The 22,961-nt window shown below is 64.6% G+C and carries 23 protein-coding genes; 9 read left to right on the top strand and 14 right to left on the bottom strand.

Features of this window, described 5'->3' with window-relative positions; translation table 11 throughout:
• Positions 1-49 precede the first annotated feature (49 nt).
• The gene (locus AC2FMD_RS06230; RefSeq protein ID WP_496682262.1) at positions 50-1,129 is read left to right on the top strand and encodes a 2'-deoxycytidine 5'-triphosphate deaminase; all 1,080 of its coding nucleotides are present in this window, start codon (positions 50-52) and stop codon (positions 1,127-1,129) included.
• Between the two features lie 3 nt (positions 1,130-1,132).
• Here AC2FMD_RS06230 and AC2FMD_RS06225 read toward each other — a convergent pair whose 3' ends face one another.
• The 7 genes from AC2FMD_RS06225 to AC2FMD_RS06195 all read right to left on the bottom strand — a co-directional run bounded on the left by AC2FMD_RS06225 (position 1,133) and on the right by AC2FMD_RS06195 (position 8,013).
• The gene (locus tag AC2FMD_RS06225; protein WP_496682261.1) at positions 1,133-1,372 is read right to left on the bottom strand and encodes a hypothetical protein; all 240 of its coding nucleotides are present in this window, start codon (positions 1,370-1,372) and stop codon (positions 1,133-1,135) included.
• A 62-nt stretch (positions 1,373-1,434) separates the two neighbouring features.
• The gene (gene scpB / locus AC2FMD_RS06220; protein WP_496740719.1) at positions 1,435-2,094 is read right to left on the bottom strand and encodes an SMC-Scp complex subunit ScpB; all 660 of its coding nucleotides are present in this window, start codon (positions 2,092-2,094) and stop codon (positions 1,435-1,437) included.
• Positions 2,087-2,881 (bottom strand): segregation and condensation protein A, encoded by a 795-nt coding sequence (locus AC2FMD_RS06215; RefSeq protein ID WP_496740721.1) that lies wholly within the window; start codon positions 2,879-2,881, stop codon positions 2,087-2,089. The genes scpB and AC2FMD_RS06215 overlap by 8 nt, the downstream gene beginning before the upstream one ends.
• Complete coding sequence (nagZ, locus tag AC2FMD_RS06210) at positions 2,871-3,878, bottom strand: beta-N-acetylhexosaminidase (RefSeq protein WP_496740723.1); 1,008 nt, start codon at positions 3,876-3,878, stop codon at positions 2,871-2,873. Before nagZ ends, AC2FMD_RS06215 begins: the two co-directional genes overlap by 11 nt.
• A complete protein-coding gene (locus tag AC2FMD_RS06205) occupies positions 3,875-4,939 on the bottom strand; it encodes an SPOR domain-containing protein (protein ID WP_496740725.1) in 1,065 nt (354 codons plus the stop codon). Before AC2FMD_RS06205 ends, nagZ begins: the two co-directional genes overlap by 4 nt.
• 88 nt (positions 4,940-5,027) lie before the next feature.
• Entirely contained in the window at positions 5,028-6,773 is a 1,746-nt protein-coding gene (argS, locus tag AC2FMD_RS06200) for an arginine--tRNA ligase (RefSeq protein ID WP_496740727.1), read from the bottom strand.
• Positions 6,774-6,855: 82 nt separating this feature from the next.
• A complete protein-coding gene (locus tag AC2FMD_RS06195) occupies positions 6,856-8,013 on the bottom strand; it encodes a deoxyguanosinetriphosphate triphosphohydrolase (RefSeq protein WP_496683929.1) in 1,158 nt (385 codons plus the stop codon).
• 76 nt (positions 8,014-8,089) lie between these two features.
• Here AC2FMD_RS06195 and AC2FMD_RS06190 point away from each other — a divergent pair, with 76 nt between their 5' ends.
• Together AC2FMD_RS06190 and xth are read left to right on the top strand one after the other, a co-directional pair.
• Entirely contained in the window at positions 8,090-8,413 is a 324-nt protein-coding gene (locus AC2FMD_RS06190) for an iron-sulfur cluster assembly accessory protein (RefSeq protein ID WP_490360192.1), read from the top strand.
• Between the two features lie 283 nt (positions 8,414-8,696).
• A complete protein-coding gene (gene xth / locus AC2FMD_RS06185) occupies positions 8,697-9,476 on the top strand; it encodes an exodeoxyribonuclease III (protein WP_496740729.1) in 780 nt (259 codons plus the stop codon).
• Between the two features lie 4 nt (positions 9,477-9,480).
• Here xth and AC2FMD_RS06180 read toward each other — a convergent pair whose 3' ends face one another.
• Positions 9,481-10,632: an FAD-dependent oxidoreductase gene (locus AC2FMD_RS06180; RefSeq protein ID WP_496740731.1), complete on the bottom strand. Its 1,152-nt coding sequence runs from the start codon at positions 10,630-10,632 to the stop codon at positions 9,481-9,483.
• A 71-nt stretch (positions 10,633-10,703) separates the two neighbouring features.
• On the bottom strand, positions 10,704-11,126 hold the full coding sequence (gene dksA, locus AC2FMD_RS06175; protein WP_496683923.1) for an RNA polymerase-binding protein DksA: 423 nt from the start codon (positions 11,124-11,126) through the stop codon (positions 10,704-10,706).
• Positions 11,127-11,504: 378 nt separating this feature from the next.
• On the opposite strand from dksA, the gene AC2FMD_RS06170 reads away from it, so the two are divergent.
• The 5 genes from AC2FMD_RS06170 (at position 11,505) to AC2FMD_RS06150 (ending at position 15,647) form a co-directional block, all read left to right on the top strand.
• The gene (locus tag AC2FMD_RS06170) at positions 11,505-12,350 is read left to right on the top strand and encodes an AAA family ATPase (RefSeq protein WP_496683935.1); all 846 of its coding nucleotides are present in this window, start codon (positions 11,505-11,507) and stop codon (positions 12,348-12,350) included.
• A 121-nt stretch (positions 12,351-12,471) separates the two neighbouring features.
• Entirely contained in the window at positions 12,472-12,918 is a 447-nt protein-coding gene (locus AC2FMD_RS06165) for a GNAT family N-acetyltransferase (protein ID WP_496686383.1), read from the top strand.
• The gene (locus AC2FMD_RS06160) at positions 12,915-14,264 is read left to right on the top strand and encodes a DUF2927 domain-containing protein (RefSeq protein ID WP_496740733.1); all 1,350 of its coding nucleotides are present in this window, start codon (positions 12,915-12,917) and stop codon (positions 14,262-14,264) included. Before AC2FMD_RS06165 ends, AC2FMD_RS06160 begins: the two co-directional genes overlap by 4 nt.
• Positions 14,265-14,287: 23 nt before the next feature.
• The gene (locus AC2FMD_RS06155) at positions 14,288-14,458 is read left to right on the top strand and encodes a hypothetical protein (protein WP_496683914.1); all 171 of its coding nucleotides are present in this window, start codon (positions 14,288-14,290) and stop codon (positions 14,456-14,458) included.
• Between the two features lie 4 nt (positions 14,459-14,462).
• Entirely contained in the window at positions 14,463-15,647 is a 1,185-nt protein-coding gene (locus AC2FMD_RS06150; RefSeq protein ID WP_496740735.1) for a vWA domain-containing protein, read from the top strand.
• Positions 15,648-15,666: 19 nt separating this feature from the next.
• Here the strand turns inward: AC2FMD_RS06150 and AC2FMD_RS06145 are convergent, their stop codons facing one another.
• Positions 15,667-17,151, bottom strand: a complete 1,485-nt coding sequence (locus tag AC2FMD_RS06145) for an inorganic phosphate transporter (RefSeq protein ID WP_496794805.1) — start codon at positions 17,149-17,151, stop codon at positions 15,667-15,669.
• A 203-nt stretch (positions 17,152-17,354) separates the two neighbouring features.
• Between AC2FMD_RS06145 and AC2FMD_RS06140 the strand changes: the two genes are divergently transcribed.
• Positions 17,355-18,041, top strand: coding sequence for a M48 family metallopeptidase (locus tag AC2FMD_RS06140; protein WP_093962334.1), 687 nt, complete (start codon positions 17,355-17,357; stop codon positions 18,039-18,041).
• A gap of 63 nt (positions 18,042-18,104) precedes the next feature.
• Here AC2FMD_RS06140 and AC2FMD_RS06135 read toward each other — a convergent pair whose 3' ends face one another.
• From AC2FMD_RS06135 to glnE, 4 genes are read right to left on the bottom strand one after another with little or no spacing between them, the layout of a single operon-like run.
• Positions 18,105-18,647 (bottom strand): RSP_2648 family PIN domain-containing protein, encoded by a 543-nt coding sequence (locus tag AC2FMD_RS06135; RefSeq protein ID WP_496794804.1) that lies wholly within the window; start codon positions 18,645-18,647, stop codon positions 18,105-18,107.
• Entirely contained in the window at positions 18,644-19,852 is a 1,209-nt protein-coding gene (locus tag AC2FMD_RS06130) for an RSP_2647 family RNA methyltransferase (RefSeq protein WP_496794803.1), read from the bottom strand. The genes AC2FMD_RS06135 and AC2FMD_RS06130 overlap by 4 nt, the downstream gene beginning before the upstream one ends.
• A gap of 47 nt (positions 19,853-19,899) precedes the next feature.
• A complete protein-coding gene (locus AC2FMD_RS06125; protein WP_496740741.1) occupies positions 19,900-20,172 on the bottom strand; it encodes a hypothetical protein in 273 nt (90 codons plus the stop codon).
• On the bottom strand, positions 20,159-22,951 hold the full coding sequence (gene glnE / locus AC2FMD_RS06120) for a bifunctional [glutamate--ammonia ligase]-adenylyl-L-tyrosine phosphorylase/[glutamate--ammonia-ligase] adenylyltransferase (RefSeq protein WP_496740743.1): 2,793 nt from the start codon (positions 22,949-22,951) through the stop codon (positions 20,159-20,161). The genes AC2FMD_RS06125 and glnE overlap by 14 nt, the downstream gene beginning before the upstream one ends.
• Positions 22,952-22,961: the final 10 nt, after the last annotated feature.

Raw genomic sequence — 22,961 nt, 5'->3', positions numbered from 1 at the left:
GTTCAGAAAATACGGGCCGGAGCCTCCTTCGGCTGAGGGGAGGAGCGGAATGACCGGCGTGTGCCCGAACCAGCAGATCGCAGCGATGATCGACACCGGTGAGATCACCGCGACCCCGCCGATCACCCCCGCCCAGATCCAACCCGCCAGCCTTGATCTTCGTTTAGGAACAGTAGCTTACCGTGTGCGCGCCTCGTTTCTGGCCGGCGAAGGCCAGAGCGTGGCCGACCGGCTGGCTGAGTTCGAGATGCATCACATCGACATCTCGGAAGGTGCGGTACTGGAAAAAGGTTGCGTGTATCTGGTGCCGCTGATGGAATCGCTGGCCCTGCCCGGCGACGTGACCGCCGTGGCCAACGCCAAAAGCTCGACCGGGCGGCTCGACTTGCTGACCCGCACCATCACCGATGGCGGAACCGAGTTCGACCGCGTTCCCGCCGGGTATGCCGGCCCACTCTATGCCGAGATCTGTCCGCGTTCGTTCTCGGTTCTGGTCCGTCCGGGCATGCGCCTGAACCAGATCCGCTTCCGCCGCGGTCAGGCGGTGCTGTCCGACGCGGATCTGGCCGCGTTGCATGCGCAATCGCCGCTGGTGGACGGCCCGGCCGTCATTCAGGACGGGCTGGGGTTTTCGGTCGATCTGTGCCTTCCCAACACCGATCTGGTCGGGTACCGGGCCAAGCCACATACCGGCGTGATCGACCTGGATCGGATCGGTGAATACGACCCGCAGGACTACTGGGAAGAGGTGCGCACCCGCGACGGGCGCATCATTCTGGACCCGGGCGCGTTCTACATCCTGGTCAGCCGCGAGGCGGTCCACATTCCGCCGATGTATGCCGCCGAAATGGCGCCCTATCTGGCGATGGTGGGTGAATTCCGGGTTCACTACGCGGGATTCTTCGATCCCGGTTTCGGCCATGCCGAAGCCGGCGGCGCCGGATCACGCGGCGTGCTGGAAGTCCGCTGCCACGAGGCGCCCTTCGTGCTGGAACACGGACAGGTCGTCGGGCGGCTGGTCTACGAACGCATGGCCGAGATGCCGACTCAGTTGTACGGCGCGGGAATCGCTTCGAACTATCAGGGTCAGGGCCTGAAATTGTCGAAGCATTTCAAGTCGGTCCAGTAATCCCTAGAACCGCATGAACCGCCGCATCTGGCGGGTCAACTGCCTAGCCTGCTTCATGCTCTGGGCCTGGCGGCGCGCACTTTGCGCCATGTACCGGTCGGCCTTGGGGTCGCGCGGTCCGTCCGGCTGCCCGGACTTGCGTCCCATACGTTCGGCCAGGTCGAGGCCCTTGTCCACGCCGCGCGTGACCAGCCGGCGCACGACTTGCCGAACGATCATGTCGATGATGCGGTTTGCGTTCATTCCGGTCTCCGTTCCTCGGTGTCAAACCTGGCGGGGAATTCGCCGACAAAAGGGCGACGCGTTCAGTCTTCCTCGAACAATTCGGTCTGGTCTTCGTCGCCGGGTTCATCTTCATTGGCCTCGCCGATCGGCATGGTCCCCGGCGGCGGGCGGTTCTCCAACAGCCCCGCAGCACGCAATTCCTTAAGGCCCGGCAAGTCTCGGGCACTTTCCAGGCCGAAATGGTCCAGGAACTGGGGCGTCACCACGAAGGTGACCGGGCGCCCTGGCGTCATGCGGCGGCGGCCCAGCCGGATCCACTCCATTTCCAGCAGTTGGTCTATGGTTCCCCGCGACACGGACACACCGCGGATTTCCTCGATCTCGGCGCGGGTGCAGGGCTGATGATATGCCACGATCGCCAGGGTCTCGATGGCGGCGCGGCTCAGCTTGCGGGTCTCGACCGTTTCCTTCTGCATCAGGAACCCCAGATCGGGCGCCGTGCGGATGGCCCAGGCCTCGCCCACCCGAACCACGCGCACCCCGCGCCCCTCATAGCGTTTCTGCAGCAGTTCCAAGGCCTGCTTGGCGTCACAGCCATGCGGCATCCGCGCCTCAAGATCGGCCACCGTCACCGGCTCGGCGCTGGCAAACAATACCGCCTCGACCATGCGTTCCTGCTCAGCCAGTGGGGGGGCTTCGAACAGGGTGCCGGTGCCGTCGTCTTCGGGGGCGTCACTCACTGGGCTTCGTCCTTCTGCGCAGTTGGATCGGGGCAAAGGTCTCGCTTTGCTTGATCTCCATATGTCCTTCCTTGACCAGCTCCAGCGAGGCCGCAAACGTCGCCGCCGTTGCCGAGCGGCGCCGCATCGGGTCAACGTCCCAGCCTTCGGGCAGGTAGGTTTCCATGTCGGTCCAGGTTCCGGCAAATCCGATCAGCGGGCGCATTCGCTCCAGCGCCTGTTCCATCGTGAAGACCGAATCGCGGTCCATCACGAAGGGTCGGAATTCGTCACGGGTGCGGATGCGGGCATAGCCCTGCATCAGGTCCAGCAACGTGGCGGAATAGGTGACCGTGCGGATGCGGGTCACGTCTTCGCCCTGCCCGCGCTTGAAGAAATCGCGCCCCAACTGATCGCGCGCCATCAGGCGGGCGGCCGCATCGCGCATCGCCTGCAGGCGTTCCAACTGAAAGGCCAAGTGCGCGGCCAGTTCTTCGCCCGTCGGCCCCTCTTCATCGGGGTCGGGCGGCAACAGCAGGCGCGATTTCAGAAAGGCCAGCCATGCGGCCATCACCAAATAGTCGGCGGCCAGTTCGATCCGCAGGGCGCGGGCCCGTTCGACAAAGGCCAGATATTGCTGCGCCAGCGCCAGTACCGAGATTTTGCGAAGATCGACCTTTTGCGTCCGTGACAAGGTCAGCAGCACGTCCAACGGGCCTTCAAACCCGTCCACGTCCACGATCAGCGCCTCGGCGGCCAGCCGATCGGCGACCGAAACCGGGTCTTCGCTGAAAAGGTTATCCGTCATACACCTGCCCGCCCATCAGACGGGATAGTTCCGTCTCGGCGGCACGGATGTCAAGTTCCTCGGGGCTTTGCCGCCGGGCCAAGGCGCGGTCCGCGCGGGCTTGCGCCGCCTCGGACATTTCGCCCGCGGCCTCCATCACCTCGGCGCGTTCTTCGAACGTACCGTTGCAGTGCAGAACCACGTCGCAGCCCGCCGACAGCGCCTGTTGCGACAGATCGGCTAGCGATCCGCTGAGCGCTTTCATCGAGATGTCATCGGTCATGACCAACCCGTCGAACCCGATCCGCTCGCGGATGATCCGCATCATCGCAGGCGAAATCGTGGCCGGTTTTCCGTCAACCTGATCATAGACCAGATGGGCTGTCATACCCATCGGCAAGTCGTTCAGGGCGCGGAAAGGCTCGAAATCGGTCTGCATCAGGTCGTCCAGCGGCGCATCCACGTGCGGCAGGTCGAAATGGCTGTCGAGCGTGGCGCGCCCGTGGCCGGGGATGTGCTTGACGACGGGTAGAACGCCGCCATCCAAGTGCCCCTGTGCGACCGCTCGGCCGAGGCGTGCGACCGTGGCCGCATCGCCGCCATAACATCGGTTGCGCAGGAAATCGTGCGTCTCAGGTCGGGCCAGATCGACCATCGGGGCGCAATTGCTGTCGATGCCCAGCGAAAACAGCTCGTGCGCAATCAGGCGATAGCGCAGGTACATGGCGCGTTCGGCCTGGCCCTCGGCTTGTTCGGCATGATCCATCGGGGGACGCCATTGACGGGCCAGCGGCGGGCGCAGGCGTTGCACCCGTCCGCCCTCCTGATCGATCGTAATCATGCAGTCGCGGCCCACGGCCTCGCGCATGTCGTCGCACAGTGCGCGCACCTGATCGGCCGTGTCGATGTTGCGCGCGAACAGGATGAAGCCGAACGGGTTCATCTGCCGAAACAACGTCTTCTCTTCGGGCGTCAGGCGCAGACCCGCCGCATCGGTGATCGTGGCGCCGTACCTCACCGCACGGCAACCGGGATGCAGTCGGCATCCTGCGCCACCAGCGCCGCGCAGAACTGACGCGAGTCGCTCAGATCGGCAAACCCATGCACGCGCAAGCGATAGAAGGTGCGACCGCCGCTCGAGGTTTTCTGGATAACTCGTTGTTTCCCCTGCATGTACTCGCCAAAGCGGCGGTACAGGCGATCCCATTCAGCGCGGGCCACATCGGGGCTCTCATAGGCGCCCAGCTGGGCCAGCCGTGTACCCTTGGCCAGCGAGTCGGGATCGACATCCAGACCCATTGCCGATTTCACGGCGGCATTCACCGCATCCGCGTCGATTGCGCCACCCACCGGAGCGGCGCGGCGCAACCCGGCGGGGCGCGTCAGCGGGCGCAGAGACCGCCGCACACCGGGCAAGGCGGCAAGCTCCGGGTCGGGCAATTGGGCGGCCAGATCGGCCGGGTCGATGGCGGGTTCGTCCTCGGGCATGGTCAGCGCGGCCAGTTGCACACCCGGTTCCAGCTCGGCAGAGGCCGAGACATCACCCGACAATTCCGAAACCAGCGTCTCCACCGCGTCCTGCCGCAACTCGGCGGCCTCCTGATTTGTTATTGTCTCTTCAACCTTCAGAACCGCCGGGGTCGGTTTCAACGTGCCCATCGGCGCGTCCTCGTCGCTCAGCGAGACCGGGCGCGGGGCAAGGATCAGCCGGTCGGCCGGCGGCGCGGCCGTGCCGACCGCCGCCACGGCGTTCACCGCCAGACCTTGATGATCGGCCGGCGTTCCACCGGGGTTTTCGGGCTGCACGCGCATCGGACCTTCGACCGCACGCACCACCGGCACGCCGGACACGTCCCGCATCACCAGCTTGTAGCCCCAGACTGCCACCCCGGCCACCAGCGCCAGGGACGCCGCGGCGCCAAGAATATTCACGATGCGGCCAAAGCCCGGGACACCGGCCGGTGCCCCATCGAATTCCGGCATGTCGCCGGGGTGCTCGTACCCGTCTTTAGCGGTGAATTGATTCGAGTAATGCATATGCTCGGGGCCTGTCTGCCCCGAGAAATCGTAACGTGCCATATCCGCCTCACTGCCCGAAATGCGCCTGAAATCGCGGCGCGCGGGTCATTTCTTGCCTACCTCGTACCGGCGGTTCGGGCGGTGTTGGTTACCGCATCTCCTGCGCCGGCGTGACCCCAAGAATACCCAAGCCCGCTGAAATCACAACAGAAACGGCCCGGGCCAGCGCTATTTTTGACTGGCTTGTGGCCACATCACCATCCTGCAGGAACCGCAGCGTGGGCTCGTCGTTGCCACGGTTCCACAAGGCGTGGAAATCCCCTGCAAGTTCATACAGATAGAAGGCGATGCGGTGCGGCTCGTTGGTGCGGGCCGCGATCTCGACCAGGCGTGGCCATTCGGCCAGCTTCTTGGCCACGGTCAGTTCGGCCGGGTGATCCAGCGCCGCCAGGTCTGCCCCGCGCAGGGTTTCGTCGGTGGCGTCGATGCCCGCCTCGGCGGCGCGGCGCAGCACGCTCATCACCCGGGCATGGGCATATTGAACATAGAACACAGGGTTCTCGCGGCTCTGTTCCAGCACCTTGTCGAAATCGAAATCCAGCGGCGCGTCGTTCTTGCGGGTCAGCATCACGAAGCGCGTCACGTCGGGGCCCACCTGATCGACCACGTCGCGCAGGGTGACGAAGTTGCCGGCCCGTTTCGACATCTTGAACGGCTCGCCATTCTTCCACAGCTTGACCAGCTGGGTTAGCTTGATGTCCAGCGGCACTTTGCCGTCCGACAATGCCGAAACGGCGGCCTTCATTCGCTTGACATAGCCGCCATGGTCCGCCCCGAACACGTCGATCAGCGCGTCGAACCCGCGGGTCACCTTGTCATAGTGATAGGCGATATCGGGGGCGAAATAGGTCCAGCTGCCGTCGGATTTCTTGACCGGGCGATCCACGTCATCGCCATGCGCGGTCGAGCGGAACAGGGTCTGCTGCCGCGGCTCCCAATCCTCGGGTTTCTTGCCCTTGGGCGGCTCGAGCACGCCCTCATAGATCAGGCCCTTTTCGTTCAGCGCCTCCAGCGCGGCCTCAATCTTGCCGGTGCCATAGAGCGATTTTTCCGAGAAGAACACGTCCATCTCGACGCCCAGCGCCTTCAGATCGGCGCGGATCAGATCCATCATCGCATCGGTGGCGAATTCACGCACCTCGGCCAGCCACTCGCTTTCGGGCTTGTCCAACAGGCTGTCACCATATTTCTCCTTCAGCGCCTCGCCGATCGGGATCAGATAGTCGCCGGGATACAGGCCCTCGGCGATTTCCGGGCTCAGGCCGTTGGCCTCGCGGTACCGCTCGAACGCAGACCGGGCCAGAACATCGACCTGCGCGCCACCATCGTTGATGTAATATTCGCGGGTCACGTCATGGCCGGAATAGGCCAACAGGCTGGCTAGCGCGTCGCCGAACACCGCGCCGCGGGTATGACCCACATGCAGCGGCCCGGTGGGGTTGGCCGAGACGTATTCGACGTTCACCTTCAGCCCCTGCCCCATGGTCGAGCGGCCATAGTCGGTGCCCTTTTCCAGCACCGCGCCCAGAACGCCCTGCCAGACCGACGGCGCCAGACGCAGGTTCAGAAAGCCGGGGCCGGCGACCTCGGCGCTGGTGATCCGCTCATCCTCGGCCAGCTTCGCGGCCAGCGTCTCGGCGATGTCGCGGGGCTTCATCTTCGCCGGTTTCGCCAGCACCATCGCCGCGTTCGTGGCCATGTCGCCATGCGCCGCGTCGCGCGGCGGCTCGACCGCCACGTTGTCAAAGCTCAGCCCCTCGGGCAGAGCGCCTTCGGTTTGCATCTGGGTCAACGCGTCCAGAACAAGGTCGCGGATATCAGAGAACAGGTTCATTTCGGATGTCCTTTTGCTTGCCCGGCGGTTTATCACGCAAGGCGGCAAGGTCAATGCGGGCGATGGCCAAGGACGCGGGCGCCTAACGCTCCAGCGGTGTTTTCCCAGTCAGGCGTGCGTGATCCTGCAGCGCGAACCGGTCGGTCATCCCCGAGATATAGTCCGACACGATCCGGGCCAGTTCGGTTTCGTCCGCTGCGGCCTCGATATCGTCATGCCAGTGCCGGGGCATCTGCCGGGGATCGTTCAAGTAGATCGGGAACAGCTCCTCGACCACGCGACTGACCCGGGCGCGCACCTCCATGACGCTGGGCGCACGATACATGCGGGTGAACAGAAAAGCCCGAATCTCGCGCAACTGCGCCCATAGACCCTCCGAGAACCGGATGACCGGATGGCCCAGGTGGCGGATATCCTCGACCGATTGCGCCCCTGAAGCGGCCAGAATGGCGCGGGACGTGTCGATGACATCGGACACCATCACGCCGAACACGCGCCGCAAGGCCTCGTGCCGCCGGCGATAGGGATCAAGGCCGGGGTACTTGCGATCCACATCCGCGTAGCATTCACCGATGATGGGCAATTGCGTGATCTCGTCGTCGGTGAACAGCCCGGCGCGCAATCCGTCCAACAGGTCGTGGTTGTTATAGGCGATGTCATCGGACAACGCCGCCACCTGCGCCTCGGCGCTGGCATGGGTGTGCAGTTCCAGATCGAAGGCGTCATTGCATTCGGCCAGCGCCCAGGGCAGATCGCCGGTGACCGGACCATTGTGCTTGGCGATCCCCTCAAGGCATTCCCATGTCAGGTTGCAACCGTCGAATTCGGCATAGTGGCGTTCGAGCCTCGTCACGATCCGGATGGCCTGGGCGTTATGATCGAACCCGCCGTAAGGTGCCATCAGCGCGTGCAGCGCGTCCTCGCCGGTATGCCCAAACGGAGTGTGACCCAGATCATGCGCCAGCGCGACGGCCTCGGTCAGTTCTTGGTTCAGGCCCAGAGCGCCCGCGATTGTGCGGGCGACCTGCGCCACCTCGATGGAATGAGTCAGCCGGGTGCGGTAGTTGTCACCCTCGTGCTCAACAAAGACCTGCGTCTTGTGCTTGAGCCGCCGAAAGGCGCTGGCGTGAATGATCCGGTCCCTGTCCCGCTGAAAGCAGGACCGAAAGCTGCTCTCCTCCTCTGGCACCAACCGCCCCCGTGCGCGGCTGGGGTCCGAGGCAAAACCTGCTCGCTCCAATCGTCTTGTCCTTGTCGCCCGTCGTCGGGTTTTCTATATTGTACGATGGTCAAGAAAGAAACCTTTGGAGTCCGGCATGAATCTGCCCCCCACGGTCACGGAACGCGCGTTTGAGCGGTTGGCTGAAATCGGCGCGGCCGACAATGGCAAGGCGCTGCGCATCGCTGTGGAAGGCGGTGGCTGCTCCGGCTTCCAATACGAAATCGCGCTGGACGAGCCCAAAGAGGACGATCTGGTTTTGGAGGGCAAAGGCCAAAAGGTCGTCGTCGACGCAATTTCCCTGCCCTTCCTCGAAAACGCCACCATCGACTTCACCGAAGAGTTGATCGGCGCGCGTTTCGTTATCGACAACCCCAACGCCACCTCATCCTGCGGCTGCGGCACGTCCTTCTCGATGTAATGCCTCGTGCGGGCTTTGCCCCCACACCCCCAGGATACTTTTAGCCAGATGAAGGCGGAGGTCGGCCCTCCGACGCCAAAGCCGGAGGGCTTCACCTGGCGCGGTCATCGGCGTCCCCGCCTGTACCGCCCCTTCTTTCTCCGACGATCTGGTTAACACACCGTTACTTCATCTGGCACCAAATATCCCGGAGCGCGAGGCAGAGCCTCGCATTCCCGGCTAACTGCTTGCCGTTGGGGTGGTTCTGCGCGATAGGTGGCCTTGGTTCAACCGGAGGGCTCGCATGAAAATTGCCTCGTTCAACATCAACGGCATCAAGGCCCGCGCCGACGCCCTGCTGCGCTGGCTGGACGACGCACAGCCCGACGTCGCCGTGTTGCAGGAAATCAAATCCGTCGACGAGAACTTTCCGCGAGAGGTCTTCGAGGAGCGCGGCTACAACGTCGAAACCCACGGTCAAAAAAGCTTCAACGGGGTCGCGATCCTGTCTAAACTTCCGTTGGAGGATGTCACCCGCGGATTGCCAGGCGATGATGGCGACGATCAGGCTCGCTGGATCGAAGCGACCGTCGTGGGCAAGAAAGCTCTGCGGGTCTGCGGGTTGTACCTTCCTAACGGGAACCCCGCACCCGGGCCAAAGTTCGACTACAAATTGGCATGGATGGATCGGCTGCATCAACGTGCACTCGAATTGCTGAAGGCCGAGGAACCCGCCCTGATGGCAGGCGACTACAACGTCATTCCGCAGGCCGAAGACGCCAAGCGCCCGGATGCCTGGCGCGAGGACGCGTTGTTTCGTCCCGAAAGCCGCGCCGCCTTTCGAAAAATACTGAACCTCGGGTTCACGGACGCGTTCCGCGCCCGAACCCGAGGTCCCGGACACTATACGTTCTGGGACTATCAGGCCGGCGCCTGGAACCGGAATGACGGGATCCGTATCGACCATTTCCTGCTGACCCCGCAGGCCGCGGACCTGTTGCAGGATTGCCGGATCGACGCCGAGGTACGCGGGCACGAAAAGCCTTCGGATCACGTTCCGATCTGGGTCGATCTGGATCTCTGACCCGTCATGCCGTCGGATCGTAATCGTAGATCCAATCATATCGCCGCGTCAGCCTGCGACCGATCAGCGACAAAGCCATCTGCGCCGCGATACGCGTCGGACCTTTCAGGTGGAAGTTTCGTGCGTTACTTGCGGCGGCAGCGACCACCGCGCGGGCGCGGGGGCGGCGCCTGGCTTCATAGGCTGCGAGTGCGCGTTGGACACCTGACTGGTCATCGAATGCACGCCTGAGGACCCACGCATCCTCGAGCGCGAGGCATGCGCCCTGGGCCATGAACGGCAAAGTCGGATGGGCCGCGTCACCTAACAGGGCCACGCGCCCGTTCTGCCATTTCTGTGCCACCGGACGCAGGAACAGCGCCCAGATGTTCACCTTGTCGATGCGGGCAAGGATTTCCCCCGTGACCCCGCCGAAATCGGCGAAGCGCGCATGCAGGTCGCCGACATCGCCTTCCAGCTTCCAGCCTTCCTCGGTCCAGTCCGAGCGTTCTTCGATCGCGACGATGTTCATCTGCGATTGATCCCGCAGCGGATAGGTCACCACGTGACGGCCCGGCCCCATGGTCAAAGTGGCCATGGGGGTCGCCTTGCGGTCGGCCCAGGGAATTGTCGCGCGCCACGCGACCTGATGCGTGAACCGGGGCGCCTCGCTTCCGTTCAGAACCGGGCGGACATGGCTGCGCCCACCGTCCGCCGCGATGACGCATTCGGCCCGGAGGCGTGTCCCGTCGCGCAACGAGATCTCGGCGTCGGAGGGGTGTTTGCGCACGTGCGTAACCCGCGCGTTCAGACGCAGATCCACCCCCGACCGCAAGGCCGCGTCGCGCAAGAGTTCCAGCAGGTCTGCACGATGATAGTAATACGTCGCCCCGGCGGCCGGCGGCGGCACCCGGCTGATGACGCGCCCGCGACGATAGTCGCGCAACACGGTTCCGTACGAGATCTGCGCCGCCTCGGGCAGCGATTCCGCCACACCCAGCGCGCGCAGCACCGCCATCCCGTTGGCACTGATCTGCAACCCGGCACCCACCTCGGCCAGCTCGGGCGCCTGTTCCAGCACAGTCACCTGTGCGCCGCGCTGTTGCAGCGCCACGGCGGCCGCAAGGCCACCGATCCCTCCGCCCACCACCACAAACTTCAAGCCGTCGATCTTCATGCAGCTGGCATAACGCAAAAACGCCGGAACCACAGGCCCCGGCGTTCGAATTCGTCAGAACGTTCCAGCGATCAATCGTCGCGGTGCACCTTCTCGCGACGCTCGTGCCGCTCTTGCGCCTCGAGCGTCATGGTCGCGATCGGACGGGCATCCAGCCGCTTGAGCGAAATCGGGTCGCCTGTGACCTCGCAATAGCCGTACTCGCCTTCGTCGATACGACGCAGCGCAGCATCGATCTTGGCCACCAGCTTGCGCTGACGGTCGCGGGTCCGCAATTCCAGCGCGCGGTCCGTCTCTTCGCTGGCGCGGTCGGCGACATCGGGAATGTTGCGGGTATTGCCCTGCAGCCCCTCGATGGTGTCGCGGCTGCCCGCCAAAAGTTCGTGTTTCCAATTCAGCAGCTTGCGACGGAAATACTCAAGCTGTCGTTCATTCATGAAAGGCTCATCTTCGGCCGGACGGTAGTCTTCCGGCAGAAAAACTTCCTGCTTCATATCTGCTCCCTTGGCATGGCCGGAAACGTCTTTTGCGGTTGTATCGCCTGACATTCGGCACCCCCTTCTGCGCAGCGTTTATCCCACGCGGCCAGGAATGTCACTATGCAAACGCCAGCCCGGCACGCCACTGATGAAATTGGTACAAGCATGAGACTTAACGTATGAAAACGACTTTTTTCGTGAAACGGATCCGGCCATTTTGCGGCAGGTTCAACGCCGGATCGAACCGGGTGATCCGAATCAACCAGGGGCGGTTCGATTGGCCGGGCCCAAACCGCGACGCTGCGACCCGGGTTGTAAAAGATCACCCCTGCCGGTAACCCGGTGCCCGAGTTCTTTGCCGGCGCGCTGCGCGACAATCATCACGAGGGCCACATGACCACACGTTTCGAAGGCACCGCAGACTATGTTGCCACCGACGATCTGACCATCGCGGTGAACGCCGCCGTGACGCTGGAACGACCGCTTCTGGTCAAGGGTGAGCCCGGAACTGGCAAGACCGAACTGGCCAAGCAGGTAGCCTCGGCGCTGGGACTGACGATGATCGAGTGGAACATCAAATCCACCACCCGCGCGCAGCAGGGCCTGTACGAATACGATGCCGTCAGTCGCCTACGCGACAGCCAGTTGGGCGACGAGCGCGTGAACGACGTCCGCAACTACATCAAGAAGGGCAAGCTGTGGCAGGCCTTCGAGGCCGAAGAAAAGGTCGTGCTGCTGATCGACGAGATCGACAAGGCCGATATCGAGTTCCCCAACGACCTGCTGCAGGAACTCGACAAGATGGAGTTTCATGTCTACGAGACCGGCGAAACCATCCGGGCCAAAAACCGCCCCATCGTGATCATCACCTCGAACAACGAAAAGGAACTGCCCGACGCCTTCTTGCGCCGCTGTTTCTTCCACTATATCCGCTTCCCCGACGAGGCCACGATGCGCCGCATCGTCGAGGTGCACCACCCGGGAATCAAAGAAGCGCTGCTGACCACCGCCCTGACCCAGTTCTACGAAATCCGCGAGACGCAGGGGCTGAAGAAAAAGCCCTCGACCTCCGAGGTACTGGACTGGCTCAAGCTTTTGCTGGCCGAGGATCTGGACGCCGAGGACCTTAAGCGCGACGGGGTCAATGCCCTGCCCAAGCTGCACGGCGCCCTGCTGAAGAACGAACAGGACGTGCACCTGTTCGAACGGCTGGCCTTCATGGCGCGCGCCAAGCGCTGAAGCGCGCCGGTCGTTGACCATTCCGTGATCGCGGCTTGCCTTGGGGCGCACCTGATGCCAGCATCGGCGCGCGCCCTTCCGCGGCCACCAATCGAGCAACCAGACCGCAAAGGCCACCAATGTGACCCAGCCGTGCATTCGCCCTCTGACCGCCCAGGACCGACCGGAATGGGCCGCTCTGTGGCGCGCCTATCTGGCCTTCTACGAGACCGAGCTGCCGCAAGCGGTCTATGACAGCACTTTCTCGCGCCTGCTGGGCGATGACCCCCGTGACTTTTCCTGCCTTGTGGCCGAGTGCGACGGGCAGTTGGTGGGGCTGACCCATTTCCTGTTTCATCGCCACGCCTGGAAGACCGAGGATGTCTGCTACCTGCAGGACCTCTACGCCGATCCGCAGGTGCGCGGCACCGGCGTCGGACGCGCCCTGATCGAGGCCGTCTATGCCGAGGCCGATCGCCGGGGCGCGCCCTCGGTCTATTGGTTGACGCAAGAGTTCAACCACGCTGCGCGCCGGTTGTATGACAGGGTCGGGCAACTAACCCCGTTCATCAAATATCAGCGTCCATGACAAGGCTGGCGGCCTTCGTTCTGGCTTTGGTGCTGGCTGGCTGCAGTACGGTCGAAACGATCGAACTGCCCGCCGAGGTCAAATCGACCGAAAGCACCCTGCCCCCGGCCAGATCCTTCGGCGCGCCGCGCCCGGTTCCGCCCATGCGCTCGAACGCCAACATCGCCACCGATTTTCTCGACTTGTTCTTCTTTCTGGAAAGCGGCACCCCGTTGCCCGTGTTCACCCGGTTCGAAACTCCGATCACGCTGCGCCTGACGGGCACGCCGGCCCCGACCATGCAGGCCGATCTGAGCCGGGTGCTGACGCGCCTGCGCACCGAGGCCGGGATCGACATCCGGCAGGTCCCGGACGGGCCGGCCAACATCACCATCCAGGCCGTCCCCCAGCGCCAGATCCAGCGCGTTCTGCCGCAGGCGGCCTGTTTCGTCGTACCCAACGCCCAAAGCCTAGAGGAATACCGCCGCGACAGGCGCAAACCCAAAAGCAGCTGGTCGGCCCTGCGCAGCCGCGAGCGGCTGGGCATTTTCGTTCCCAACGATGTCAGCCCCCAGGAAATCCGCGATTGCCTGAACGAAGAACTGGCGCAGGCGCTGGGTCCGTTGAACGACATGTACCGCCTGCCGGATTCGGTGTTCAACGACGACAATTTCCACACCACCCTGACCGGGTTCGACATGCTGATCCTTCGGGCCGCCTATGCGCCCGAGCTGCGCACCGGCATGACGCGGGATGAGGTCGCGCAGGTGATCCCCGGCGTGATCGCGCGCCTCAATCCGCGCGGCGCACGTCTGCCCGCCCAAGCGGTATCGGCCACACCACGCGCCTGGATCGACGCGGTGCAGATCGCGGTGGGCAACGGCGCGCCCTCGCCCCGGCGGCTGCGCGCGCTGGACCGGGCGATGCGGATCGGCCAGCAGCAAGGCTGGACCGACCACCGGCGCGCCTATCCGCACTATCTCATGGGCCGGATGATCCAGTATGACAACCCCGAAGGCGCACAGCGCGAATATGCGATTGCCATGCAATTCCTGCGCAATACGCCCGGAACCGAAGTGCATCAGGCCCATGTCATCGCCCAGATTGCAGCCTATGCGCTCGGACGGGACCGGGGGCCGGACATGCTGCCGCAACTGGACACGGCCATAGAAACGGCGCGACGGGCCGAAAACGCCGCACTGCTGGCAACCCTGCTGCTGCTGAAATCCGAAGCGCTGGATCAGGCCGCTCGCCCCGAGACGGCACGCGCCGTCAGGCTGGACAGTCTGGGGTGGGCGCGCTACGCCTTCGGTTCTGAATTGGTGGTGCGCGCGCTGGTGCAGAACATCGCGCTGCGCAACCCGTGACACAGCAAACGGATGGCAAGCGAATGGGACTGGTTTGGGGCATGGCGATCGTAGGAGCGATTCTGGGCGCGCTGACGGCACGCAGGCGCAAGGGCAGCGGGGCCGACATCGCCCAATACGCCGCCGGATACGGCATCGCCTTCGCCCTTTTGGGGCTGGTGGCGTCGTTGATCCTGGTTCGGATGGTGGGCTGACCGGATGTTCATTCCCTTTTTCGAAAACCTCAGAAAAGCCGGCATCCCCGTCTCGTTGCGGGAATACCTGACCTTTCTGGAGGGGATGAAAAAGGGGCTGGCCACCTACGACATCGAGGCGTTCTACTACCTCGCCCGTGTCTCGATGGTGAAGGACGAGCGTAACATCGACAAGTTCGACCGCGCCTTCGCCGCCAGCTTCGAGGGGCTGTCCGAGATCACCATGGATCAGGTGCTTGAGGCTGTGGACATACCAGCCGAGTGGCTGGCCAAGATGGCCGAGAAGCACCTGTCAGACGAGGAAAAGGCCGAGATCGAAGCGCTTGGCGGGTTCGACAAGCTGATGGAGACACTGCGCGAGCGGCTGAAGGATCAGCAAGGCCGCCATCAGGGCGGCAACAAGTGGATCGGAACGGCGGGCACCTCGCCCTTCGGCGCCTATGGCTACAACCCCGAGGGCGTGCGCATCGGCCAGAAGGAAAGCCGCCACCAGCGCGCGGTCAAGGTCTGGGACAAGCGCGAGTTCCGCAATCTGGACGACACGGTCGAATTGGGCACCCGCAACATCAAGGTCGCGCTGAAACGCCTGCGCCGCTGGGCCCGCGAGGGCGCCGCCGAAGAGCTGGACCTCGACGGCACCATCCGCGCCACGGCCGAGCACGGCTATCTGGACGTCAAGACCCGCCCCGAGCGGCACAATGCCGTCAAGGTGCTGCTGTTTCTCGATGTCGGCGGATCGATGGACCCGCATGTGAAAGTGGTCGAGGAGCTGTTCTCGGCCGCCCGGGCCGAGTTCAAGCACCTGGAATATTACTATTTCCACAACTGCCTGTACGAAGGCGTCTGGCGCGACAATCGACGCCGGTGGGATGCGCAGACCCCCACGCATGAGGTGTTGCGGACGTATGGCCCCGACTACAAGTGCATCTTTGTGGGTGACGCTTCGATGTCGCCCTACGAGATCGCCTATCCCGGCGGCGCCAACGAGCACTGGAACGCAGAGCCCGGTCAGGTCTGGCTGCAGCGCGCGCGCGAGCAGTGGACGTCGAACCTGTGGATCAATCCGGTGCCCGAGAAATACTGGGAGTACACCCATTCGATCGGCATGATCCGCGAGATATTCGAAGACCGGATGGTGCCGATGACGCTGGCCGGGCTGGAACGCGGTATGCGCGAGCTGACGCGGTAGCGACAGCCCGGCTTTGGTCTTATCCGGCGATTGCCTGAATTCCCAGGAACAGCAGCCCCGACAGCAGGGCCGCTGCGGGCACGGTTATCACCCAGGCCGCGATGATCGTCAGGAAATGCGACCGGCGTACCAGCTTGCGGCGGCGGCGCTCTTCGGGGGCAAGCACCGGGCGTTCCGGCACGGCACCGCGCGCCTTGATCAGGCGCCGCTCGGCGTCCCATTCCCGGAAGAACCCGACGCCGAACACCGCGCCAACGGCGATGTGGGTCGAACTGACCGGCAGGCCAAGCCAGCTGGCTACGATCACGGTGATCGCCGCCGACAGCGCCACGCAATAGGCCCGCATCGGGTTCAGCTTGGTGATCTGGCTGCCGACCACCCGGATCAGCTTGGGCCCGAACAGGAACAGGCCGAACGAGATACCAAAGGCGCCGATGATCATGACCCAGGGCGGAATGTTCACCGCATGGGTGAAATCACCCACCGCCGAGGCCTGAACGATCGCGGCCAGAGGCCCGACGGCATTGGCCACGTCATTGGCCCCATGCGCAAAGCTGAGCAGCGCCGCCGAAATGATCAACGGAATACCGAACAGGATCTTGAGCGATTTGTTGCGGTTCTCCAGCCCCTCGGCCTGACGGCGAATGACCGGAATCGTCACCAACCAGATCAGCACGCCACTGACCAGGCCGATCATCAGGGCCGTCTGCAGGTTGATCTTGAACAGATGTTTGAGGCCTTTCAGCGCAAGGTACGAGGCAAACGCCCCGGCCATGATGCCGACCAGAACCGGAACCCATTTGCGCGCCGCGGCGATCTTGTCGTCCTGATAGATGACCCGGGACTTGATGAACCACAAGAAAGCAGCAGCAATGACACCGCCCAGAACCGGCGAGATGACCCAGCTTGCAGCGATCTGGCTCATCTTGCCCCAGCTGACGGCACCGAACCCCGCCGCTGCGATCCCTGCCCCCATGACGCCCCCCACGACCGAATGCGTGGTCGAGACCGGAGCGCCGATCCAGGTGGCCAGGTTGATCCAAAGCGCGGCAGACAGCAGCGCGGCCATCATGGCCCAGATGAAGACAGTTGCCGTTCCCATGCTTTCGGTATTGATGATGCCCTTGGCGATGGTCGAGACCACGTCTCCACCCGCGATCAGGGCGCCGGCGCTTTCGAAAATTGCAGCAATCGCGATGGCGCCGCCCATGGTCAGGGTGTTCGCGCCCACCGCCGGAGCCATGTTGTTGGCCACATCGTTCGCCCCGATGTTCAGTGCCATGTAAGCTCCGAACATGGCCGCGATCACGACGATCATCGTGTTGCTGGCCTGTCCGAACAACAAAGCAGCCGTGATCCCGGCGATTACGATAAACACGAATGCGATGCCCGATCCGACAAACGGCCGCCCGACCTGCGCCGTTGCGACCTCGAGGCGGGAAAACCGCCGCAGGTCACGATCCAATGTTTCAAGGTGCCGGGCTTCTGAGTCTGTATTGGCCATTTGTCCCTCTTGCATAGCGCGCGCTGGCACGGCGCGCGCCTTGCCCTAGAAGGGTTTCGCCCTCGCTTCAACCTTTGAAATATGGAATTTGCAATCTGACGCCGGGCGATTTCCGTCTCACGGACTGCCCTAAGTCGCCCACATTGCCCGAAAGTGATGAGCAACGACTTGCCCCCGCATCCCGATCCGCCCATATCTGGGGTATGTTGCGTCTGACCCCAATTCTACTGGCGATTGCCTATGCCATTGTGATGTATCGGATTTCCGTCTGGCGCACCCATCGCGAGCTGGATGCGAAGTCGACCGAGCTGGCCGATCCCGAATTGAAACGCATGACCGACCGCTTGGCCGCCGCCTTGGATGTGGCGCGCGTGCCGGTCTATATCTACGAAATCGACCCGGTGAACGGACTGGCCGCGCCGGACGGGCGCATCTTCATAACCCGTGGGTTCTATCGCAAGTTCCGTAACGGCGAGGTCTCGGCCGAGGAGATGGCCAGCGTCATCGCGCACGAGCTGGGGCATGTGGCGCTGGGCCATGCCCGGCGGCGGATGATCGATTTTTCCGGTCAGAACGCGATGCGGGCGGCGCTGATGATGCTTCTCAACCGGTTCATTCCCTTCATCGGCGCGTGGATCGCAAATGCGCTGACCGCGCTGCTGGCCTCGCGCCTGTCGCGGGCGGACGAGTATGAGGCGGACGAATACGCAGCCGCCTTGCTGACCAAGGCCGGAATCGGGATCGGGCCACAGAAATCCCTGTTTCACAAGCTTGAGGATCTGACACAGCAACGGGCGGGCGTGGTTCCGGCCTGGCTGATGAGCCACCCCAAAACGGACGAGCGGATTGCCGCGCTGGAGGCCCTTGAGCAACGTTGGGAGCGTGGCTGAGGGTCAGGAAGCGAGAGGCCAGCCTCTCGCGCTCTCCGGGATATTTCGGGCCAGATGAAGCGGTCAGGCCGCCAGAGCCTTGCCGAGGCGCGGCAGCCGGGCCTTTTTCATCAATGCGCGCAGGGTCCAGCTGTCGCCCGACAGGCGGTTGGCTTCGGTCAGAACCGATTGAGCCACCTGTTCGACGCTGATCGGATCATTCTGCCAGATGCCGTGAAGGAAGCTGTCGGGGTCGATGCGGGCAAGGCCCTCTTCGGCCAGGATATGTCTTGGAAAGTCCTTGGCATTGACGGTGATGATCGTGTCGGCCGAAGCGGCGACCGCGGTGGCCAGCACATGCGTGTCGGCCGGATCGGGAAGCCAGAGGCGCTGTTCGAGGCCGGGCGCCTCGGGGCGTTCGGCCTGCGGCCAATGTGCCCGCACCAACGCGATTTCGGCCCGGGCCTGTGCCTCGCCCTCGGGGCCAAGTTTGCGGGCGGCGCGGGCCCATTCCTCGAGGATGCGAGCCGACCAGAGAGGGGTGAAGTGGCCCCGCGCGGCCACGCCCAGCAGCATCTCGCGCATCACCGTCGGATAGATGACGCAGGTGTCGAGAACCGCCTTCACAGTCGGTAGAACACGGATTTCAGATAACCGCTCTCGGCCAGCTGCGGCAGTTGCGGATGGTCGGGTCCGGCAAAGCCGGTGTGGATCATCTGCGCCTGACGCCCGGCCCGGCCGATACCGCGGGCGCAGGCCTCACGGAAACGGGTCAGGTCGGCGGCATGCGAGCAGGAACACAGGCCCAGATGCCCCCCCGGTTTGACAAGCGGTGCGGCCAAGCGGGCGATCCGCTCATAGGCCCGCAGCCCGGCATCCAGCGCCTGTTTCGACGGCGCAAAGGCCGGCGGATCGCAGATGACCACGTCGAACTGCGCACCGTCCTCGCCCAGTTGGGTCAGGACGTCAAAGGCATCGCCCTGTCGGGTTTCAAAGCGGTCGCCAAAGCCCGAGGCGACGGCGCCCTGCTCGGCCAGAGTCAGCGCGGCGGCCGAGCCATCGACCGACAGCGCGTGGTCGGCTCCAGCGGCCAGCATGGCCAGGCCAAACCCGCCCACGTGGCTGAACACGTCCAGCACATGCGCACCGGGGCCCGCCAGCCGAGCGGCAAAGGCGTGGTTGGGGCGCTGGTCGTAAAACAGGCCGGTTTTCTGGCCCCCGGTCAGGTCGGCCATGTAGATCGCGCCATTCATCGGAACGGGCAGTGGTGCATCGGGCGCGGTGCCGCGCAGGGTCTGGTTCACGTCATCCAGACCTTCCAGCCCGCGGGTGCGGCCCGCGGCGTTCTTGAGCACGGTCTTCACCCCTGTCACCGCGACCAGCGCGTCGGTCAGAAGGTCCAGATGCGCCTCGGCCCACGCGGCGTTGGGCTGGATCACGCAGGCGTCGCCGAACCGGTCAATGATGACACCGGGAAAACCGTCGGCCTCGGCATGGACCAGCCGGTAGAAGGGCGCATCGAACAGCCGTTCGCGCAGGTCGAGCGCCCGGCGCAGGCGGGTTTCGAACCACTCGGCGTCCAGCTGTGCCGACAGGTCGCGATCCAGCACCCGGCACATGATCTTGGAGTTCGGATTGACTGCCACCAGCGCGATCGGGGCGCGTTTGTCATCCTCAAGCACGGCCAGCGCACCGGGCGCGATCTTGCGGGTGCGCCGGTCGGTAACGATGTCATTGGCATAGACCCAGGGAAAGCCGTGGCGCAGACCGCGCGCGTTGGCTTTGGGTTTCAAACGGATTCTGGGGCGGTCGGGCGTGGTGGATTGCGTCATGGCGCCCTCATAGTCGCGATTGCGCGGGCAGGAAAGCCCCGATTGGGTCACCGTGGCCGGGCACGCCAACCGCCGCGCCGGCGCGGGGCCTGCGCGGTGTCCAGCCCTTCGCGCAAGACCTGTGTCATGGGATGATCGGCATCGCGCGCGGCATAGAAAGCGTGCAACGCGGTCAGCGCCTGTTTCTGGTCGCGCCCGTCCGGCAGGCTGAGCGCCCAGTCCAGAAAGATGCTGCGGCATTCGGGCAAGGCGATGCCCTCGATGCGATAGGCCTCGCGGATCAGGCCCTTGGGGTCGTTGGGGTCGTCACTGCGCGGCATCGCGTCCCTCCTCGATCACCGCGCTTATGATGGCGGCGGCGGCGGCATAGTTTTCCTGCAATGCGGCCTGCAACTGTTCGACCTGCTCAAACCCAGTGGCCCGGCACAGAAAGGCCGTGCCCCCCTGCCCGATCTTGTCGGCCTCGATCACCTTGCCCGACAGCAGCCGCGCGGCGCATTGCACCTGCCAGAATAGGTCATAGGCCTCGCACAAGACCTGCGCCTGAGCGACCTCAAGCAGCCCCGCAGCGACGGCGCCCTGCAGGCCCGAGGCCACATCGCGTTCCGCCGAGCCCGCCAGCAAGGCCCCGGCCTCGGCCATCAGTTCGATGTCCAGCAGGCGGCCGGGCCCATTCTTGACGTCCCAGATCCCGGCGGGAGACTTGGCTGCCGCCAAACGCGCACGCATTTCCGAAACTTCGCGCAGGACATGCCCCGCGTCCCGCGGGCGCGCGATGAAGTCGGAGCGGAAGGCCTCGATGTCGCGGGCCAGCCTGGGCTCGCCCGCGACCACGCGGGCGCGGGTCAGGGCCAGATGTTCCCACACCCAGGCTTCCTTCTGCTGGTAATGGGTGAAGCTGGCCCAGCTTGTCGCCACCGGCCCCTGATTGCCCGACGGGCGCAGGCGCATGTCGACCTCGTACAGACGCCCCTGAGACATGGGTGCGGACAGCGCGGTGATCAGCGCCTGGGTGAACCGCGCGTAGTAGGTACGCGTGGCCAGCGGCCGCAGGCCATCCGACATCTCCTCGCCCTGCGGGTCATAGATCACGATCATGTCCAGGTCGGATTGCGAGTTGATTCGGCCCGCCCCCAGCGACCCCATGCCCAGCACCGCCGCGCCCCGGCCCGGCGCCGGCCCGTGCTTTCGCGCGAACTGATGCTCGACACAAGGCAGGATCGCGGCGATCACGGTCTGGGCCAGCTCGGCATATTGCCGACCGGCCTCAAGCCCATCGATCAGCCCGCGCAGGTGATGCACGCCGATGCGGAAATGCCATTCCTTGCACCAGCGTCGGGCCAGGTCCAGCTGGGTTTCATAGTCGGTCTCGGCGGACAGGGCCGCAGCCAGTTCTTGCCGGAGCGCGGCCTGACCGGGCCACTCGGCAAAGAAGCTGCCGCCGATCACGGCGTCGAACACCTGCGCATTGCGCGACAAGTGCGACGCCAGCGCGTGCGAGGTGCCGACGATATCGACCAGAAGGTCGATCAGATGCGGGTTGGCTTCGAACAGGGAAAACAGCTGAACACCGGCGGGCAAGCCGGCCAGAAACCCATCCAGCGCCAGCAGCGCCTCGTCGGGGCGGGCGGTCTTGGCCAGCCGTGCCAGCAGTTCGGGCTTGAGCCGCTCGAAAATGCGCGCACCCCTTTGCGAGCGCAGCGCGGGATAGGTTGTCCACCGGGCCAGAACGCCGGCGTCGAACGCGACCCGGGGCGCTGCGGTCGGCGCGGGGCCGGCGCCGGGCGCGAAAAAGCCCTCGGTCAGCTCGTGCACCTCGCTCAGACGGCGGGTCAGATCGGCCGTCAGGTCGGCGCTTGTGGTGCCCATCAGGCAGGCGATGCGTTCGATCCCGTCGGGCGATTGCGGCACCTTGTGGGTCTGCGCATCATGCACCATCTGGATGCGGTGTTCGACCTCGCGATGGGCGCGGTAGTGGTCGGTCAGCTTGTCGGCCGCGTCCTGCGGTACCCAGCCCTTTGCCGCCAGCGCCGCCAGTCCCGGAACCGTGCCGCGCACGCGCAGGTCGGGGTCGCGGCCCCCGGCAATCAACTGCCGCGTCTGGGTAAAGAACTCGATTTCGCGAATGCCGCCCTGCCCCAGCTTCATGTCATGGCCGGGGATCGTCAGAGCCCCCCCGGTGCCCTTATTCTCGCGGATGCGCAGGCGCATGTCGTGGGCGTCCTGGATGGCGGCGAAATCCAGATGGCGGCGCCAGACAAAGGGCCGCAGGGTTTCCAGAAACCGCTGCCCGGCGGCGATGTCACCGGCGCAAGGGCGGGCTTTGATATAGGCTGCACGCTCCCATGTACGGCCCAGGCTTTCGTAATACCGCTCGGCCGCCTCGGTCGCCATGCAGACAGGGGTGACCGCGGGATCGGGGCGCAGGCGCAGATCGGTGCGGAACACGTAACCATCGGCCGTCTTGTCGCTGAGTGTGGCGCAGAAATTGCGCGTCGCCCGCACCATGCCCTGTCGCGCCTCATAGAAATCATCCGGATCGTACCGGGTTTCGTCGAACAGCACGATCAGGTCGATATCCGAGCTGTAGTTCAGTTCGTGCGCGCCCATCTTGCCCATCGCCAGGATCACCATCCCGGCGGCGGTCTCGACGTCGTCTTCGGTCATGCCGGGCAGTTTCTTGCGCCGGATCAGCGCCGCGATCTCGGCCTTGGCCGCGATGTCCACGGCAAGCGCCGCAAAGTCGGTCAACGCGCCGGTGACCTGTTCCAACGGCCATGCGCCCGACAGATCGGCCAGCGCGGTCAGCAACGCGACGCGGCGCTTGGCCAGCCGCAAACCGGGCTTCAACTGGTCGGGCGGCAAGGCACGGGCCTTGGACATGACGCGTTCCATCGCCCGCTGCGGGTCCCGCAAGGCCTGCGCCAGCCAGTCGCCTTCGCGCTGGATCAGACCGTTCAGATAGGGGCTGCTGCCAGCGGCGCCAAGGATCAACTCGGACTGCTCGGGCGTCAGATCGGGCACGGCAGCAACGGCTTCGCGCCCCAGATCGGGGTCATAGGCGCGCGGAACACGGGTGATGGACAGGGCTTCGCTCATGCGCGCAAGG

This window comes from Ruegeria sp. BHSC276 (genome assembly GCF_059612945.1).
Note: the sequence above shows the minus strand (reverse complement) of the source record. Positions and strands in the feature narration are given on the sequence as shown.